This is a genomic window from Fontivita pretiosa (genome assembly GCF_050410795.1).
Taxonomy (GTDB): domain Bacteria; phylum Planctomycetota; class Phycisphaerae; order Tepidisphaerales; family Tepidisphaeraceae; genus Fontivita; species Fontivita pretiosa.
The window spans coordinates 1,034,825-1,051,069 of record NZ_CP191258.1; the positions used below are offsets into that span (position 1 = coordinate 1,034,825).

Here is a 16,245-nt window from a genome sequence, read left to right on the forward strand (position 1 = left end):
GGAAATTGCCATGCTCGCCTGCCGTGCACACGCCGCAGTGTTCGATCGCCTTGCCAAGGCGGACCTGCTGCCTGACAATCCGGAAGACAGATGCTCAGGGTTCTTCGATCGATCCATATCGGAGTGGCGAATCGGGGCGTGTGGCCGCTTACACTATGCACGCCGCAGCGCGGCTTTCGTCCCGTCGCCCTGGTGGATATCTCGCAACAGGCGTTGCAGGAGGCTCGGGCGCGAGTGGGGCTGCCTGAGTCGGCATGTTTCAACGACGCGCAGCAAGCGCTGGAGCAGGTGCAGGCCGACTGCGTGATCATCTGCGCTCCGACGCGATTTCATCTTCCGCTGACGAAGCTGGCGTTGAGTAAACGATTGCCGGTACTGGTGGAAAAGGGCATGGCGCCCGACTTCGCCAGCGCCGTCGAGTTTGTCCGCGCCGTCGAGCAGGCGGGCGTGCCGGTCTGCATCGCGCAGAACTACCGTTACGGACCGATGGAACGCACGATCCTGAGCTGCATCAGCGATCCATCGCATCCGGCGCACACCGGCTTCGTGTATTGCATGGATTACGTCCAGCACCGCGTCCGACCGGAACCGCGAACGCTCACCTACCCGTTCGCCTCGGTCTGGGACATGTCCTGCCACCATTTTGACAACCTGCTGGCGTGGTTCGGGCCGGCGGAATGGATGCAGGCGGCCAGCTTCGCGGCGCCGTGGTCGGCTTATCCCCATGACAACAACACCAGCGCCATCATTCGCATGGCCAACGGCACCACCGTCAACTACTGTCACACGCACGACGCCTCGCGCGGACAACTGGTCGTTTCACTTCACGGCCAGCGGGGAGCACTGTGGCTGAACGACGCCGGCGAAATCCACTTCAGCCAGCGTCCCACCGAGCAGTTCGGCACGCGGCCGGCCCAGGTCGTGCCTCGCGTCGAAGCCCCCGGGCAGGCGGGCGTGCTGGCGGATTTCTACCGCTACGTCACCGAGGGCGTGGAACCCGGAATCAGCGCGCGAAACAACCTCCAGGTGATGGCCATGTGCGAAATGATGGTCCGGGCGATCACCACCGGCAGGCGCGTCTACCGTCGGGAAATCGATCAGCAAGGCGAATCCAGGACATGAGTGATTCAAATCTGAATCATGCAGCGACGAGCCAGTTGGCCGCCGGGCCCGCAACCATCGGCGGCGTGAGCCTGACTCTGGTGCGCGTGTATGCCGATCGCGCCGCCCCGGACGGATTGCACAGCGGTTGTCCCCACGTGCACGGGCTGACGGATGAGGCGTATTACTGCGTTGGCGGCCGCGGCGCCGTCGAGCTGCACAGCCTCTCGCAAGGCTTTCACACCGTCGAGCTGCAACCGGGCGCGTACGTGCAGTTCTCCGCCAACGTCGTGCATCGCCTGATCAACCATGATGGAAGCCTGGAGGTGCTGGCGATCATTGCCAACGCCGGGCTGGCGGAGCGCGGCGACGCGCGGGTCTGGTTCGGACCCGAGGTGGATGCCGATCCGCGGCGATACCAGCAGCTCATGATGCTGGCAAGCGAACAAGGCATCGAGGGCGCGCTGCGGCGGCGCGATGAGGCGGTGCGTGCCTATGTCAGCTTCAGGCAATTGTGGACAACGGATCGCGCCAAGTGGGAAGCGGAGTTGCGGCGATTCATCGACGTGCACCTGTCGGATCTGGCCAGGCAACGCCAGCGGCTTGCCGCGGCCATCGAAAGCGGCCCCGTCGCCGCCGCCACGCTGAGCCGCAGGCGGCTGGATGCCCTGCCCCACATGCTCGGTTCCGACTTGGCCGGCGTGTGCGAACCCGGCCAGCCTGAGACCTTGGGCATGTGCGGTCGGCTGCGACAGCTCGATCGCCTGGTTAGTGTCCGAGTCGATACAAGCATCCATGCCTTGACGGCCGGACTGCGCCGACAGTGAGCCCGATGCCTCGACGAAGGGTGATCGTCTAACTGCACTCCAGGTACGCCCGTTTGATCTGCTCGACGTACTCGGCCTGATCCAACGCCCATTTCTCCGTCGAGAAGATCTCGACCTCGTTGTAGCCTTTGAAGCCGGCGGCCTCGACCCACGAGCGGATTTGGCGCAGCGGGATGCAGCCCTCGCCCATCAGGCCGCGGTCGTTCAGCAGGTCGCGGGTCTCAACCCGCCAGTCGCAGATGTGGAACGCGAACAGCGTTTTCTGTTTGCCGGCCAGCTCGATCTCCGCCTGTAGATCCGGATCCCACCAGACGTGATAGACGTCGCAGGCGATCCCCAGCCAGGGGCTGCGAAGCGATTGGCAGATCTGCCGCGCCTCGGCCATGCGGTTGATGGCGGAGCGGTCGGCGGCGTACATGGGATGAAGCGGCTCGATGGCGAGCTGAACCTCTCGCGCCTCGGCGTGTGGAAGCACTGTCGCGATGCCGTCGTGAATCTGTTTTCTCGCCTCCGGCAGCGGCATCCCCGGCACGGCGCCGCACACCAGCACGACCATCTTCGCGCCAATCTCGGCGGCGTCGTCGATGGCGCGGCGGTTGTCGTCAATCGCCGCCTGACGTTTGGACTGCTCGAACGCCGGGAAGAATCCGCCTCGAACCAGCGCCACCACATCCATGCCCGCATCGCGCAGCATCTGCCCGGCCTGCCGCGCGCCGATCGGCTCCAGCACATTTCGCCAGACGGAGATACCCCTGATCCCCGCGCGGCTGTAGCCGTCGATGCACTGCCGCAGCGACCAGGGCTTGTTGGTCATCGTATGAATCGCCAGACGTGAGAGGTCGGTGAGAGGTTGAGCGGTCATCAGTAGTCCGGATCAGATTTGAACCACGAAGACACGAAGGCACGAAGTGGGTCCTGGTATTACAGGATCACTCGCTTGATGCCGTCCTTGATCAGTCTTGCGTTGAAGTTAATCAGGATACCCAGACGCTTTCCGGTCAGCTTCAGGTACGTGATGAGTTGAGCTTCGTGCACCGGATGGAGCCTTTCCACGGCCTTCAGTTCTACGATAACACAGCCATCGACAAGCAGGTCGAGCCGATAACCGGCATCGAGATGTACTTCTTCGTACACTACGGGCACTGGCACCTCTCTTTCGACCCGAAGACCCCGCCTGGTGAGTTCGTAGACCATTACAACCAGATACGCAGACTCGAGCAAGCCAGGTCCGAGCTTCGAATGAATCTTGAAGGCCGCGTCCACGATCTGCGTCGCCACTCGCTCGATCTCCGCCGATGTTGTGTCGCCAAAGACCATGTAGACTCTCCTTTCTTCGCGCGTGCACGAATCGAACTCGATGCCGCTCTTCGTGCCTTCGTGTCTTGGTGGTTCAATCCATCCGAGATTTACAGCGGCGGCACATCGACCCACTGGCGCTGGTGCCAGCTCTTGAGACCGAGTTCCGCCAGTTGCACGCCTTTGGCGCCTTCCTTGAGCGTCCATCGGAACGGCTCGTCCAGCACGACGTGACGCAGGAACAGTTCCCACTGGATCTTGAAGGCGTTGTCGTAGGTGGTGGCATCGGGCATTTTCATCCAGCCATCGTAGAAGTTGATTGGCTGGGGAATGTCCGGGTTCCAGATTGGCTTGGGGGTCATCGCTTCGCTCTGGACGTAGCAGTCGCGCAGCCCCGCCACCGCCGAGCCCTTGGTCCCGTCCACCTGGATGGTCAGCAGGTCATCACGACGAACCCGTGTGCACCAGCTCGAATTGAACTGCGCGAAGATGCCGCCTTCGAGCTGAAAGATCGCATAGGCCGAGTCGTCGGCGTCGGCCTTGTACGGCTTGCCCGATTCATCGATGCGTTCGGGGATATCGGTCTTGGCTTGGGCGAACAGGCCGCGCACCTCGCCGAAGATGTTGTCCAGCACGTATCGCCAGTGGCAGAACATGTCGATGATGATTCCCCCGCCGTCGGCGGCGCGGTAGTTCCAGCTTGGGCGCTGCGGGGGCTGATCGTCCACGTGTCCGGTGAAGACCCAGTAGCCGAAGTCTCCCTTGATGCTCAGAATCCGCCCGAAGAACCCGGATTGGATCAGTTGCCGCAGCTTCCGCATGCCCGGCAGCCACAGCTTGTCCTGTACCACGCCGTTTTTCAGTCCGGCGCGGTCGCACAATTCATACAGCCGCATGGCTTCGGCGACGGTCACGGCGGTCGGCTTTTCGCAATAAATGGCCTTGCCCGCCTTGACAGCCATTTCGACGAATCTGGCTCGAAGCAGCGTCGAGGAGGCATCAAAGAAGATCTGGTTGTAGGGATCGTCCAGCGCCTTTTGAAGGTCGGTGCTGTAGCGTTGCACGCCGTGCTGGCGCGCCAGCGCCTCCAGCTTGTTGGGGTTGCGCCCGGTGAGGATCGGGTCGGGCATGATCGCCAGGTCGTCCGAGACCTTCACTCCCCCCTGCCTGATGATCGCCAAAATCGAACGCACCAGGTGCTGGTTGGTCCCCATTCGCCCGGTGACGCCGTTCATGATGATGCCGACTTTTCGGATTTCCACGTGTAGCTCCAGAAGCTGGGATTTCCCCGCGGTCAGTGCCGCGCAACAAGGCGCTCGAACTCAAGCGGGCAGATGATCGTGCCTGCCATGCAGTGCCCGTGAGGCGGGGAATATATCGGCATCGACGCCGTCGATCCAGTTGCTATCATCCCGGACATGGACAAACAGACGCTTCTTGCCGGATTGGACTTTGCGCGGGATCGGTTGCTGGGCAGCATTCAGACCATCGAGAAGAGCGGGCAGGATCCGGCCAGGGTGCTGGTCTGGCGTCCCGGGCCGGGGCGGGCGCACATCGGCTGGCAGCTTCTGCACTGTGCCGCGACCCACCACAAGCACCTGTACGCCACGCTCCAGGGCAAACCCATCCCCAATGAAAAGCTTGTGGCGGATTTCGCCGGCGGCAGCACGCCAAGCGACTCCAATCTGCCCAGCCTTGAAGCGATCAAGCAGACGCTGGCCAGCACGTTCGCCGAGTTCCGGCAATACGTCGCCAGTCTTAGCCCCACCGACCTGGCGAGCAGGAAAGTCGGCCCGCCGGGACGCGAGCGTCTGCTGGGCGAATGGATCCTGCTGTACACCTGGCATGAGGCGCACCATCAGGGGCAGATTCACCTGACGTGGAATCTGTACCGGGCGGCGCATGGGCTGGCGTGAGCTTAGCGTGTGGCGGCGGCGGCACGCAGCCGGCGATACTCCTCGGCAAAATCAGCCGTCCACTGGCGCTGCAACGTCAGCCGCTCCACTGCTGTCGCCTTTCGCCAAAGCCCCATCCGCCGCAGCGCCTCGGACTGATCAAAGGGAAACACGCCGAGCTTCGCGTCGAATTCCGCAGCGCGGGGCGAGGCGAGGATCGTCGCGCGCGTCTGGCGCAGATCATCCAGCAGATCGATCATGCTCATCTGCATCAGCTCGCCAATGATCCCGAAGGTCTTCTTGCGGGCATTGGAGGTGTTGAACTCCGATGCGCTGGCGAAGGGATTGACGTTGTCGGTGAAGTTGGCCGGATCGGCATATACCGATCGCCGGACCGGCAGCCGCCGCAGCGACGTCTGCCTCGGCCCGCCGGGCGCGCCGGCGCGGGTGATCCACAGCCGCTGGCCCGGCTCGCTCAGCACATAGCGTATGAAGCGGATGGCCAGCTCGCGGTGCTCGGCGCCTTTGACCAGCGCGATCGGGTCGGGATTGATGGCGGTGGCGTTGACCGGCTCGACGTATCCCATCCGCGACTCGCCCACCATCTCGATGGTCGAGCGGGCGTGAAAGTCGATGACCATGGAGGCGGCGGCGTCGCCACTGGCCACCACCCCCGACTGCGCCGAGCCCGAATCGGTGAACAGCCGCGCGTTGGCCGCGATCTGCCGCAACAGCCCCATGCCCCGGGCCCAGCCGGCGTCCTCGCTGCCGCCCTGCTGCGCCGCGTCGGCCATCGCACGCTCCACCACCACCATGTACGCCGTCTTGGCCGAGGCGCTTTGCGTCGGGTCGGCCAGTACGATCCAGCCCCGGTATTTCGGATCAGCCAGATCCTTCCAGGTCTTCGGCTCCGGCAGACGCAGGTACCGGAGCACATCCTTGTTGTAGCAGATGCCGAAACTGCTCAGCGCCGTGCCGAACCACTGCGGCGGCGATGATCGCTGATCGTACAACGGCAAGCCTCCCAGCGTCGGCTGCGGAAACACTTCGGCCAGAAACTCCGCGCCAAGATCCACACCCTCCAGGTGGCCTGCATCCTTGAGCTGCGTGTCGAACAGGTAGTCACCACCGCCCCAGACCAGATCGATCTTGTACGTGCCAAGCTGATTGTACAGCGATCGGCTGGCGTCGAAGAACTTGACGATCTGGCTGGACCCGCCGTAATTCCGCCAGTCGATCGTCACCGGCTGACCGTAATGCTCTCGATGCCAGCGCGAGAAGGCCTCGGCGAACTCCCGGCGGATGCCCTCGGCGTGAGGCGTGGCAATCACCAGCGTCAGCGCATCACCTGCGGGCGAAGCCTCTGGCCCGGCCTGGTCGCTCACGTACACCGCGCGCAGCGCGAACGGCGTGACCAGCACCACCACCAGCAGAATGATCAGCAGGTATTGACGCATCACACGCCCCTACCACACGTGCCCATGTCCCGGCACAATCGAATCTGTCTCATGTTATGCGCCGTGGCATGCCCCGCCACCCTGCAACCCTGCGCATGCCCGGCCGATCCTCACTCCGTCAACAGCACTACATCCGCCGGATCAAACCATACTTCGGCCCGCTCGACAGCCTCATCGCGCGCCACCAGCCGCGGATTCAGCTCCAGAGCTTTCAGAGGCGGCCCCACGACCTGACCGTCGGCGGCGATATTCACCTGATGCTGGGCAAGCTCGCCGAGATAGATCGTGTCATGCACGATCCCGGCGTAGCGATTGACGGCCTGGGCGGGGGCTTGACCAAGATGCACGACCTCCGGGCGGATCGACAACGTCACCTCCAAACCGGGATGTACCTGTGTCGTCGATCCCGCGGCGCTGACAATCCGGCCCAGCGACGTCTGCACCGTCGCGCGTCCGTCCTCGCTGTGCACCACAGTCCCATCAACAAAGTTCGTCTCTCCCATGAACCCCGCCACGAAGCGATTCCGCGGCCGAAGGTACAGTTCCTGAGGCCGGCCCACCTGCTCGATTCGCCCGGCATTCAGGATCGCCATCCGGTCCGCGATCGACAGCGCTTCCTTCTGATCGTGGGTAACATAAATGGCGGTGAGCTGCGCCTGTCGGCATATCCGGCGGATCTCCGATCGCATCTCCAGTCGCAGCTTGGTGTCAAGATTGCTCAACGGCTCGTCCAGCAGCAGGCACCGCGGATGCACCACCAGCGCCCGCGCCAGCGCCACGCGCTGCTGCTGGCCGCCGGATAGCTGGTTGGGCTTGCGGTCTCGCAACGCTTCCATCTGCACCAGCCGCAGCACCTGATTGACCCGCTGGTTCTGCTCGGCCGGCGAAAGCCCGCGCAGCTCGATGCCGAACCGAACATTCTGCTCCACGGTCATGTGCGGCCAGAGCGCGTAACTCTGAAAGCACATCACCGCATTGCGTTTCTCCGTCGGCAGCGACGTGACATCCTCGTCATTGAAATACACCCGACCGGACGTCGGCTCGTGCAGCCCGGCAATGATCCGCAACAGCGTGCTCTTGCCGCATCCGCTGGGACCCAGCAGAAAGAAGATCTCGCCTTTGGCCACCTCCAGTGTCACGTCGTCCAACGCCACTGTCTGGCCAAACCGTTTGGTGATATGTTCCAGTCGCACCGACGTCATAGCCTGGCGGATTGTACACGCTGTGGACGCAAATGCGCGGGCAGGGCACACCGCGAAGACAGCCTCGGTTGTTGAGCCACGCGACGCACTTGCGGCGGCAGGTGTCGCGGCGCCTTTCGCGACCGCCAGCCGGTGCGTAGACTCTATCGTGTAATGTCCGAGTTGACCTTCCGTCCACAGCGACAGCCGCTCGTGAAGCCGGGGCAAATCGAGCATCACGTTGGCGATTTGACCGTCACCGCCGCCGCCGACGTCACTCTGGTCCAGCTCCAGCAGCAACTGGCGCTGCACGATCAGTGGCTGCCGATTGACGGGGATCCCCGTCTGCCGGTCGGTGAGCTTGTTCAGACCAACTCGACCGGGCCGCTGCGCCTTGGCTTTGGCGCCTGGCGGGATCTGCTGCTGGGAGTGCAGTTCACGACCGCCTCGGGCAGGCTGATCACGGCCGGCGGTCGCACCATGAAAAACGTCGCCGGGTATGACTTGACGAAGTTCATGGTCGGGCAGCACGGTCTTTTCGGCAGGCTGGTGACGATCACGGCACGGACGTGGAAGCGCCCGTCGGCGGCGCTGCTGGCGAGGTTTTCGCCCGACGAACGGCTGATGGGGCAATTGCTGCCCACTCCGCTTCGCCCGCAGTGGGCGATGCTTGCCGAGGGATCGCTGTGGTGCGGTTACCTCGGAGATCAGCGCAGCATCGATTATTACCAGGCGAACGTGCCGTCGTGGCGGCCGCTGGAGATCCGGCGACAAACGCCTCAGCAGGACATCGACTTCCGCGCCGCCCGCTGGCTTGCGCCAGATTGGCCGGGCGAACGCTTCCGCGCCAGTGTCCCGCCGGCCAGGGTCGTACAGCTCTTCAGTCAGCTTGCCCTGCCGCACAGTGCTGCCGATGCCGCTTTCGGCATCATTGCCGGGGCATGCCAGGCCGACCAGAAGCAGCGACTGCTCGAGCAGACGGCGGCGGTCGGCGGCCGGGTTTTCTTTCAGGATGCTGAGTCACTGCAACGCCGCTTCCACGAAGACAGCGCCGAGGCGGCGCTGCTCAGACGCTTAAAATCGGCATTCGACGCATGAACGCGCCGCTGAACACAGGCACCACAGGCCCCTTGCCGCTCTCGCCATCCACACCAGCGATCACGCTCGATCCGCGCACCTATCGCCGCGGGCTGAGCTGCGTGCATTGCGGCCTGTGCCTGCCGGGCTGTCCAACCTACACTCAGAACTACAACGAAGCCGACTCCCCGCGCGGGCGGATCCAGCTCATGCTCGCCCTGGCCGACGGCGTGATTCAGCCGACCGATTCGGTCCGCAGGCACCTGGACCTGTGCCTGGACTGCCGCGGCTGTGAGACGATCTGTCCCAGCGGCGTGGTCTATCACGAATTGCTCGAGGAGGTTCGCAGCAAGCTCGCACAGCAGATCCAGCCAACCCTCCAGGGCCGCTTGCTGCGATTCATCTTCTTCCACATCCTCACGCACCCGACGCGTCTGAAGCTGGCAATGCTGCCGGGGCGGGTGATGAAGCGGCTGGGGCTGTTCGGCCTGCTGCCCGGCGCGCTGGGCAAGATGGGGCAGATGCTGCCCACGGGCGGCCGCCTGTGGCCGCGCCCCCTGCCACAGCACTCGCCGGCGATCCAAAGTCCGCCATCCGCAACCCGCAATCGCATGACCGTCGCGTTCTTCCCCGGTTGCATCGGCAGCGTGATCTACGACGAGGTGAACCCCAAGGCCATCGAGCTGCTCAACGCCTGCGGCGCCGACGTGACCGTCGCGCCAACCCAGGTCTGCTGCGGCGCGATCCATCACCACAACGGCGCGCACCACGACGCCGAAGTTCGTGCTCGCCGCAATATCGATGCGATTCTGCCCACCGACGGCGCCGCATGGCCGGACTTTATCACAACCACAATCGCCGGCTGCGGCGCCATGCTGCGCGAGTACGATTACCTCCTGCGGGACGATCCACGCTACGCCGAGCGCGCCAGGCTTTTCGCCGCCAGAGTGCGCGACATCAGTGAGGTTCTGATGGAATTGGGTCTGCCCCAGATGAAGTACCCGTTGAGCCAGACGGTGACGTACCACGACGCATGTCACCTGCTGCACGCGCAGAAGGTCGCCACCGCGCCCAGGGCGCTTCTGGCGCAGATTCCGGGGCTCAAGCTCACGCCCCTGCCCGAGAGCGATATCTGCTGTGGCGCCGCCGGAACCTACAACCTCACGCAGCCGGAGATGGCCCGGCAACTGGCGGCGCGGAAGCTGGACAACATCGCGGCCAGCGGTGCCACAACGTGCGTCGCCGCAAACGTCGGCTGCGCCATGCACATTCAGTCGGAGGCCAACGCGCGGCATCAGCCCCTGAAGGTCGTGCATCCTGTGGAACTGCTTCATCGCGCGGTGTTTGGCCCGGCGTAGGCGCTGCTGCCGCCGCCCGGGCAACGGAAGGGTGTGAATCATGAAACTTTATCGCACGTCCAGCGGCGTGATCGTCGAGCGCGATGATGCCTTCTATCGTCTGGAGAATGCCGACTGGGATGCACTGCTGAACCGCGATGATTTGCTGGCGACGCTTCAGTCGCAAACGGACCGGCTTGCGCCGCTTCGCGGCTCTTCGCTGGATCAGACGGCACTGCTGGCGCCGATCGTCTCGCAGGAAGTCTGGGCGGCGGGGGTGACTTATTACCGCAGCCGCGATGCCCGGATGGAGGAATCGCAGGCCGCGGGCGGGGGCAGCTTCTACGATCGCGTCTACACCGCCGACCGACCGGAGCTTTTCTTCAAGGCATTGGCTCACCGCGTCGCCGCGCCCGGCAAGCCCGTGCGCATTCGCCGGGATTCGAATTGGAATGTCCCCGAGCCGGAACTGACGCTGGTGATCACCTCCAGCGGCAAGATCGTCGGCTACACGATCGGCAACGACATGAGCAGCCGCGACATCGAGGGGCAGAACCCGCTGTATCTGCCGCAGGCGAAAGTCTACGACGGCTGCTGCGCGCTGGGTCCGGGGATTCTGGTTTGCGAGTCCCCGCTGGAGCCGGACACCGGCATTCATCTGCGGATCCTGCGGAACAACGACGTGGCGTTCGAGGGCCACACCACGCTCAGGGAGCTGAAGCGGAAGCCACGCGAGCTGGTTGATTACCTCTATCGCGAGAGCAGTTTTCCGGCGGGTTGTTTCCTGCTTACCGGCACGGGGATCATCCCGCCGCCGACGTTCACGCTCGAAGTCGCCGACCTGATCGAGATCGTGATCGATCCGATCGGAACACTGGTCAACCCCGTGAGCATCGCCACGTAGCGACAGGTTTTCGGTGCGGCCTGGGGTACACCGTCTGATATGCCGCGGAAAAGCGATGGATCGGCGAAGATGCCCGAGGCGGCCGAAGCGGTCGTCGCGGACGAGCATCGATTGCTCGAGCTGGCGGGCGTTTTCACGCGGCTGGGGTTCACCGCGTTCGGCGGGCCGGCGGCGCACGTGGCGCTGATCGAGGACCAGGTCGTCACCCGCCGGCAATGGCTCGATCGACAGCACCTGCTCGATCTGGTATCGGCGATCAACTTCATTCCCGGCCCCAACTCGACGGAGCTGGCGATGCACATCGGGCAGCTTCGCGCCGGCTTTCGCGGGCTGCTGGTCGCCGGTGCCTGCTTCATCGCCCCGGCGATGCTCATCATCCTGCCGATCGCCTGGGCGTACGTTCGCTTCGGCAGCCTGCCACAGGTGCAGCCGGCACTGCGGGCGATCGGCGCGGCGGTCGTCGCGATCATCGCCTTCGCCACCTGGCGCTTCGCGCGAACGGCGATCAAGGATGTATTCACGACGACCCTGGCCATGCTGGTCATCGCCGCCGCCCTTGTCTTCCAACGCTACATCGACCTTCAGCCGGAGATCCCGTGCCTGTTCCTGGCGGCCATCGCGGGAGCGATCTGGTATCGGATGAGACGATCGCGCGCCCGCGCCCGCACAACCATGCTCGCGATCGCCATCCCTGCAACCTACTGGCCGGACCTGGCGCGCATGGCGCTGACGCTGCTGAAGATCGGCGGGACACTGTTCGGCAGCGGATATGTGCTGGTCAGCTATCTCCAGAGCGATTTCGTCGATCGGCTCGGCTGGCTCACGCAGCGACAGCTCGTCGATGCGATCGCCGTCGGGCAGTTCACGCCCGGACCGCTGCTCACGTCCGCAACCTTTGTCGGGTACCTGCTGGGCCACACGAAATTTGAAGCAGGCCTGACGGGCGGAGTAATCGGCGGGGTCGTCGCGACAGTGGCGATCTTCCTTCCATCATTCATCCTGGTGGCGATCTTCGGGCCGCTGCTTCAGCAGATTCGCGGCAAAGCCTGGGCTCGCGGCGCGCTGGACGGCATGAACGCCGCCGTCGTGGGGCTGATGCTCATCGTCGCGATTCGCCTGGGAATCGGCGCTGTGGTCCTGCCGCACACGCATCGCGTCGATGCCTTGAGCCTGGTGATTCTGATCGCGTCGTTGATCGGGCTGTGGCGCAAGCTCAACGCGACCTGGCTGATCATCGGCGCGGCGATCATCGGTGCGGCGCAATACATCTGGACGCACTGATCCGGACGATCTGCGGCCGGTGGTCGTGCCACGCCAGAAAGGTTACCAGGCGACAGTCGCTCACTTCTCGCCACGGTAAATCCCGACCAGCTCCACATCGAACACGAGTGTGGCGTTGGGCGGGATCGGGCCGCCGGGCGTGCCCTGAGCGCCATAGGCCAGGTCCGGCGGGATGATCAGCTTCCGCTTCTCACCGACCTTCATGCCGGCGATCCCTTCATCCCAACCCTTGATGACCTGCCCGGCGCCCAGCCGAAAATCGATCGGCATGGGGTTCCCCTGGCGGCTGAGCCGATCGAACGAGGAATCGAACTTCTGCCCGTTGCTTTCCAGCCGCCCGGTGTAATGCACCCAGACCTGATCGCCGGGCTGGGCGACCAGCGCATCGGCGATTTGCTTGACCTGGACGATCTTCAGCCCCGAGGGCGTGGTGCGTTCTTCGCCGGCGGGTTGGGTCGCCGGCGCCGCCGCCACAAAACTTGCCACCATCATCATCAAGCCAATGCCGTGCAGGGTCTGTCGCATCATGAGCGTTTACCTCGGTTCAACGGCCAATAACACGCGCAAGGTCCCATAGCAGCCAACGAATCGGTATTTCAGTCGGACTGACGACCGCGCGCCCGAACTTGGGTTATACTCACTGCACCCGCAGTTCACCACCGGGCAAATGTTATTTGGACACAGGCGCGGCAGCCGCAACCCCACGCGGCAGCGTCCTGCCGGACTGTCGCCGTGGAGGAAATGACCGTGACTCGATCTTTTCGCGATTGGCTGGCTGAGGGCGAGGCGATCTACGCTGAGACGCTCAAGGAGTACCACTGCCTGGAGGCACAGATCAGCGAGCTGGAAAAGAAGCTTGCCGAGAAGAAGGCGGAAGTGAACCAGGTGGCACAGATGATCGGCAAGCCGCCGGTCGATGGCCCGCGGCGGGTTTCGGCGCAGATCATCGAGCCGGAGACCCCCCCGCCGGCGAACGGCCCGATCGCCCGCGCCCTGACTGGCCGGGGCCTGGTGGCGCGATAGCTCTTTGAACGCTGCGGGCGATACAACTCACCGCGCGGCCAGGCTTGCTGGCCGCGCGCTACGGCGTCGGACCGGTATCCCACGGATCCACCGCCGCCAGCACTTCTTTGGTGTCCTTCATCGTTCCGACGTGTCCGTCCACGAACAGGTAGTTGGATCCCAGCCGGATGCCGTGGAAGAAGTGATCGACAAGACGCGGGTAGTTGCCCGGGTCCATGTAATAATCGCGCTCGCTGCTTTTCTTTTCTCCCATCAGGATAATGTTGCTGATGCTCAAACCTCGGGGAGGCTTGCTGCCCAGCTTGAAGCCGCGACGGACCAGATGCGCATTGAGGATGTATGTGTGCTGCTCGGCCGGCTGCTCATCCACCGGGCAGATCATCACCGGCGGATTCCACACCGGGGGCTTGAACACGTGCACCGGCCAGCGCTGCTCCTTCGGCAATGAATCGCCGGCGCCCAGCCCCGGCGGATAGAGCCAGCCACGCCACTGATACGCATACGAATGCAACGCCACGCCGATCTGACGCAGGTTGGACTGGCATTGCACCCACCTGGCCTGTGATTGCGCCTTGCGCACCGCAGGCAGCAGCATCGCGATCAGCACTGCGATGATTCCGATGACGACCAGTATCTCCACCAGCGTAAACGCGTCGCGGCCTGAGCGGACGCGCCGCCCCACACAACCTCCATCCGCCTGCAACATGTCTGTACCCTCCGTGTTTCACCCGCAGGGTGGGCATGGCCCATCTCAACTGCATGGGCGGGCGATGCCTGCACACGATGGTGTCGAAGGTCCATACAGTGCAGCAATCGAATTGTTGAGGTGGCGTTGAGGTCAGTGCTTGAGCTGCGCGGTCAATCCGCCGTCGATGGTGATATTCGTGCCGGTGATGAACCCGGACATCTCGCTGCCCAGGAAAACGACCAGTCGCCCGATGTCCTGTGGCGTGCCGATGCGCCCCAGCGGATGGAAGCTCAGCACATAGCGCATCGTCTGCTCCCGGTCGGGCACGGAGGCCAGCCAGCGATCCATCAGCGGCGTGTCCACGAATCCGGGGCTGACGGCATTGACCCGGATGCGCATCGGCCCAAGCTCCTGCGCCAGGCTGCGAACCATGGCGACGACACCGCCCTTGGCGGCGGCGTAGGCGGTCAGATGCGGCACGGTCGCCTGGGCATGCACCGAGGCAATGTTGATCACCGACGCTCCGCCGGCGCTACGAAGCAGCGGCAGCAGCGATCGCGTCACCAGGTACAGCCCCTTGAGATCCACGCCCATGATGCGATCCCAATCCTCGGGCGTCGTATCCACGATCCCCTTGAACATGTTCAAGCCGGCATTGTTGACCAGAATATGCAGCTTATCGCTGTGCGCGCTGACGGCTTTCGCCATGGCCGTCACTTCGGAGTCGCTGGACACATCTGCGCGCACGAACCACGCCTGGCGGCCAAGCTGCCTGATCTGCTCGGCGGTCCGCTCGCCGGAAGCAGGATCGATGTCATTGACGATCACGTCGGCGCCGCTGCGGGCCAGTTCCAGCGCGCAGCCGCGACCGATTCCCGCGCCCGCCCCCGTCACCAGCGCCAGTTTGCCAGCCAATGAGATGTTCATGTCTTCCTCCTCGCTGTCTACTTGCCTGTCTCTGCCGGGCGAACGATTTGACCCGCAGCGCCCTTACCAGTCCGATGGCGTTCCATCGGCGCCGAAGGCCTCGGGAATCCAGTCCTGGGCGGGATGATCGCGCAGGAACTGTTCATTGACATCCGTTCCCAGTCCCGGCCCCTGGGGCAATGCCGCGCACCCGTCGGCCGGATCGACGCGCGGAAACGTTGTGCAGATTCTGGCCATGTAATCGTGATGCTCGTGTCGATGCTCGAGCATCTCGAAGGTCGGCGCCACCGCCGCCAGATGCAGGCTCGTCTGACTCTGGAGCGGGCCGTTGGGGTTGTGCGGGTTGAACGCGACGCCGTACAGCTCCGCCATCGCCGCCAGCTTCATCAGCTCGCTGATTCCTCCTGCGTTGGCCACGTCGGGCTGGATGATCGAGACCAGCTCGCGCTCGAGCAATTCGCGGAACCCCCAGCGGGTGAACAAGCGCTCGCCGGCTCCGATCGGGGTGAGGAATTTGTCGGCGCAGCGTCGCAGTTCTGGGATGGATTCGGCCGGGACCGGTTCTTCGATCCACAGAGGCCTGGTGTGTCGCACGGCGCTTTCGATCTGCGCCGCCAGCGCCGCGCCGCACCTTCCGTGAAAGTCGATCGCGAAATCGCGCTCAGGGCCGATTTCCTCTCGCACCGCTTCACAGCAGCTCACGACCTGCGCGATCGTGGCCGGACCTTCGAGCTTGCGCACCGGCGGCAGGGGATAGATTTTGACCACGCGATAGCCCATCTCGATGGCGGCGCGCGCCCGCTGGCGGAAGGTGTCCGGCGAGGTCGATAGCCCCAGGTTCGCGTAGAGCCTGATCCGCTTTCGCACCGCCCCACCAAGCAGTTTGTACACCGGCTGGCGGAGCAGCTTGCCGCGGATGTCCCACAGCGCCGTGTCGATGCCGGAAATCGAGCTGGTAAGGATCGGCCCGCCTCGCCAGTAGCTGTGGCGGTAGATGCGTTGCCAGATCCATTCGGTGTCGGTGGGATCGGCGCCGAGGATGAGCTTTTCCAGATCGGCGATCGCTCCCAGCACACCGCGCGGCTTGGACGGCAGCGAGCATTCCCCCCAGCCGAAAACGTCAGGATCGTCGGTCTCGACTTTCACCATGGTCCAGTCGGTGACCGGGCTGGCGATGCTGTAGGGCTTGATCCGGATGATTCTCATGGATGGTCAGACTCTACCGCAATCGAGAATCCGTTTAAAGTATCG

At 64.0% G+C, this 16,245-nt stretch carries 17 protein-coding genes; 8 read left to right on the forward strand and 9 right to left on the reverse strand.

Features of this window, described 5'->3' with window-relative positions; all coding sequences use genetic code 11:
* The first annotated feature begins 90 nt into the window (after nucleotides 1–90).
* Nucleotides 91–1,122, forward strand: a complete 1,032-nt coding sequence (locus ACQS5P_RS04075) for a Gfo/Idh/MocA family protein (RefSeq protein ID WP_428939631.1) — start codon at nucleotides 91–93, stop codon at nucleotides 1,120–1,122.
* Nucleotides 1,119–1,928, forward strand: coding sequence for a cupin domain-containing protein (locus ACQS5P_RS04080; protein ID WP_428939632.1), 810 nt, complete (start codon nucleotides 1,119–1,121; stop codon nucleotides 1,926–1,928). The genes ACQS5P_RS04075 and ACQS5P_RS04080 overlap by 4 nt, the downstream gene beginning before the upstream one ends.
* Nucleotides 1,929–1,956: 28 nt before the next feature.
* Here the strand turns inward: ACQS5P_RS04080 and ACQS5P_RS04085 are convergent, their stop codons facing one another.
* The 3 genes from ACQS5P_RS04085 to ACQS5P_RS04095 form a co-directional block, all read right to left on the reverse strand.
* The gene (locus ACQS5P_RS04085; RefSeq protein WP_428939633.1) at nucleotides 1,957–2,790 is read right to left on the reverse strand and encodes a sugar phosphate isomerase/epimerase family protein; all 834 of its coding nucleotides are present in this window, start codon (nucleotides 2,788–2,790) and stop codon (nucleotides 1,957–1,959) included.
* A 59-nt stretch (nucleotides 2,791–2,849) separates the two neighbouring features.
* Complete coding sequence (locus tag ACQS5P_RS04090) at nucleotides 2,850–3,245, reverse strand: GxxExxY protein (protein ID WP_428939634.1); 396 nt, start codon at nucleotides 3,243–3,245, stop codon at nucleotides 2,850–2,852.
* Nucleotides 3,246–3,334: 89 nt separating this feature from the next.
* Nucleotides 3,335–4,486, reverse strand: a complete 1,152-nt coding sequence (locus ACQS5P_RS04095; RefSeq protein WP_428939635.1) for a Gfo/Idh/MocA family protein — start codon at nucleotides 4,484–4,486, stop codon at nucleotides 3,335–3,337.
* A 156-nt stretch (nucleotides 4,487–4,642) separates the two neighbouring features.
* Between ACQS5P_RS04095 and ACQS5P_RS04100 the strand changes: the two genes are divergently transcribed.
* On the forward strand, nucleotides 4,643–5,140 hold the full coding sequence (locus tag ACQS5P_RS04100; RefSeq protein ID WP_428939636.1) for a DinB family protein: 498 nt from the start codon (nucleotides 4,643–4,645) through the stop codon (nucleotides 5,138–5,140).
* Between the two features lie 2 nt (nucleotides 5,141–5,142).
* On the opposite strand, the gene ACQS5P_RS04105 is transcribed toward ACQS5P_RS04100, so the two are convergent.
* Together ACQS5P_RS04105 and ACQS5P_RS04110 are read right to left on the reverse strand one after the other, a co-directional pair.
* A complete protein-coding gene (locus ACQS5P_RS04105; RefSeq protein ID WP_428939637.1) occupies nucleotides 5,143–6,576 on the reverse strand; it encodes an ABC transporter substrate-binding protein in 1,434 nt (477 codons plus the stop codon).
* A 110-nt stretch (nucleotides 6,577–6,686) separates the two neighbouring features.
* Nucleotides 6,687–7,778 carry an ABC transporter ATP-binding protein gene (locus ACQS5P_RS04110; RefSeq protein ID WP_428939638.1) on the reverse strand — a complete coding sequence of 364 codons (1,092 nt, stop codon included), beginning with the start codon at nucleotides 7,776–7,778 and terminating at the stop codon, nucleotides 6,687–6,689.
* A gap of 153 nt (nucleotides 7,779–7,931) precedes the next feature.
* On the opposite strand from ACQS5P_RS04110, the gene ACQS5P_RS04115 reads away from it, so the two are divergent.
* Genes ACQS5P_RS04115 through chrA form a run of 4 tightly spaced genes read left to right on the forward strand, consistent with a single transcriptional unit; the run spans nucleotide 7,932 to nucleotide 12,356 of the window.
* Nucleotides 7,932–8,855 carry an FAD-binding oxidoreductase gene (locus ACQS5P_RS04115; RefSeq protein WP_428939639.1) on the forward strand — a complete coding sequence of 308 codons (924 nt, stop codon included), beginning with the start codon at nucleotides 7,932–7,934 and terminating at the stop codon, nucleotides 8,853–8,855.
* Nucleotides 8,852–10,192 carry a heterodisulfide reductase-related iron-sulfur binding cluster gene (locus tag ACQS5P_RS04120; protein WP_428939640.1) on the forward strand — a complete coding sequence of 447 codons (1,341 nt, stop codon included), beginning with the start codon at nucleotides 8,852–8,854 and terminating at the stop codon, nucleotides 10,190–10,192. Before ACQS5P_RS04115 ends, ACQS5P_RS04120 begins: the two co-directional genes overlap by 4 nt.
* 40 nt (nucleotides 10,193–10,232) lie before the next feature.
* Nucleotides 10,233–11,075: a fumarylacetoacetate hydrolase family protein gene (locus ACQS5P_RS04125; protein ID WP_428939641.1), complete on the forward strand. Its 843-nt coding sequence runs from the start codon at nucleotides 10,233–10,235 to the stop codon at nucleotides 11,073–11,075.
* Nucleotides 11,076–11,114: 39 nt separating this feature from the next.
* Nucleotides 11,115–12,356 (forward strand): chromate efflux transporter, encoded by a 1,242-nt coding sequence (gene chrA / locus ACQS5P_RS04130; protein ID WP_428939642.1) that lies wholly within the window; start codon nucleotides 11,115–11,117, stop codon nucleotides 12,354–12,356.
* A 60-nt stretch (nucleotides 12,357–12,416) separates the two neighbouring features.
* On the opposite strand, the gene ACQS5P_RS04135 is transcribed toward chrA, so the two are convergent.
* A complete protein-coding gene (locus ACQS5P_RS04135; RefSeq protein WP_428939643.1) occupies nucleotides 12,417–12,884 on the reverse strand; it encodes an FKBP-type peptidyl-prolyl cis-trans isomerase in 468 nt (155 codons plus the stop codon).
* Between the two features lie 219 nt (nucleotides 12,885–13,103).
* Here ACQS5P_RS04135 and ACQS5P_RS04140 point away from each other — a divergent pair, with 219 nt between their 5' ends.
* Complete coding sequence (locus ACQS5P_RS04140) at nucleotides 13,104–13,379, forward strand: hypothetical protein (RefSeq protein WP_428939644.1); 276 nt, start codon at nucleotides 13,104–13,106, stop codon at nucleotides 13,377–13,379.
* Nucleotides 13,380–13,437: 58 nt separating this feature from the next.
* Here the strand turns inward: ACQS5P_RS04140 and ACQS5P_RS04145 are convergent, their stop codons facing one another.
* From ACQS5P_RS04145 to dgoD, 3 genes are all read right to left on the reverse strand, one after another.
* Nucleotides 13,438–14,085, reverse strand: coding sequence for a type II secretion system protein (locus ACQS5P_RS04145; RefSeq protein WP_428939645.1), 648 nt, complete (start codon nucleotides 14,083–14,085; stop codon nucleotides 13,438–13,440).
* Between the two features lie 132 nt (nucleotides 14,086–14,217).
* Nucleotides 14,218–14,994 carry an SDR family NAD(P)-dependent oxidoreductase gene (locus ACQS5P_RS04150; protein WP_428939646.1) on the reverse strand — a complete coding sequence of 259 codons (777 nt, stop codon included), beginning with the start codon at nucleotides 14,992–14,994 and terminating at the stop codon, nucleotides 14,218–14,220.
* A 63-nt stretch (nucleotides 14,995–15,057) separates the two neighbouring features.
* Entirely contained in the window at nucleotides 15,058–16,200 is a 1,143-nt protein-coding gene (gene dgoD / locus ACQS5P_RS04155; RefSeq protein ID WP_428939647.1) for a galactonate dehydratase, read from the reverse strand.
* Nucleotides 16,201–16,245: the final 45 nt, after the last annotated feature.

Coding starts and splice junctions, on each gene's coding strand:
- ACQS5P_RS04075 (WP_428939631.1), top strand. CDS start 91: ATGCTCAGGGTTCTTCGATCGATCCATATCGGAGTGGCGAATCGGGGC.
- ACQS5P_RS04080 (WP_428939632.1), top strand. CDS start 1,119: ATGAGTGATTCAAATCTGAATCATGCAGCGACGAGCCAGTTGGCCGCC.
- ACQS5P_RS04085 (WP_428939633.1), bottom strand. CDS start 2,790: ATGACCGCTCAACCTCTCACCGACCTCTCACGTCTGGCGATTCATACG.
- ACQS5P_RS04090 (WP_428939634.1), bottom strand. CDS start 3,245: ATGGTCTTTGGCGACACAACATCGGCGGAGATCGAGCGAGTGGCGACG.
- ACQS5P_RS04100 (WP_428939636.1), top strand. CDS start 4,643: ATGGACAAACAGACGCTTCTTGCCGGATTGGACTTTGCGCGGGATCGG.
- ACQS5P_RS04105 (WP_428939637.1), bottom strand. CDS start 6,576: ATGCGTCAATACCTGCTGATCATTCTGCTGGTGGTGGTGCTGGTCACG.
- ACQS5P_RS04110 (WP_428939638.1), bottom strand. CDS start 7,778: ATGACGTCGGTGCGACTGGAACATATCACCAAACGGTTTGGCCAGACA.
- ACQS5P_RS04115 (WP_428939639.1), top strand. CDS start 7,932: ATGTCCGAGTTGACCTTCCGTCCACAGCGACAGCCGCTCGTGAAGCCG.
- ACQS5P_RS04120 (WP_428939640.1), top strand. CDS start 8,852: ATGAACGCGCCGCTGAACACAGGCACCACAGGCCCCTTGCCGCTCTCG.
- ACQS5P_RS04125 (WP_428939641.1), top strand. CDS start 10,233: ATGAAACTTTATCGCACGTCCAGCGGCGTGATCGTCGAGCGCGATGAT.
- chrA (WP_428939642.1), top strand. CDS start 11,115: ATGCCGCGGAAAAGCGATGGATCGGCGAAGATGCCCGAGGCGGCCGAA.
- ACQS5P_RS04135 (WP_428939643.1), bottom strand. CDS start 12,884: ATGATGCGACAGACCCTGCACGGCATTGGCTTGATGATGATGGTGGCA.
- ACQS5P_RS04145 (WP_428939645.1), bottom strand. CDS start 14,085: ATGTTGCAGGCGGATGGAGGTTGTGTGGGGCGGCGCGTCCGCTCAGGC.
- ACQS5P_RS04150 (WP_428939646.1), bottom strand. CDS start 14,994: ATGAACATCTCATTGGCTGGCAAACTGGCGCTGGTGACGGGGGCGGGC.
- dgoD (WP_428939647.1), bottom strand. CDS start 16,200: ATGAGAATCATCCGGATCAAGCCCTACAGCATCGCCAGCCCGGTCACC.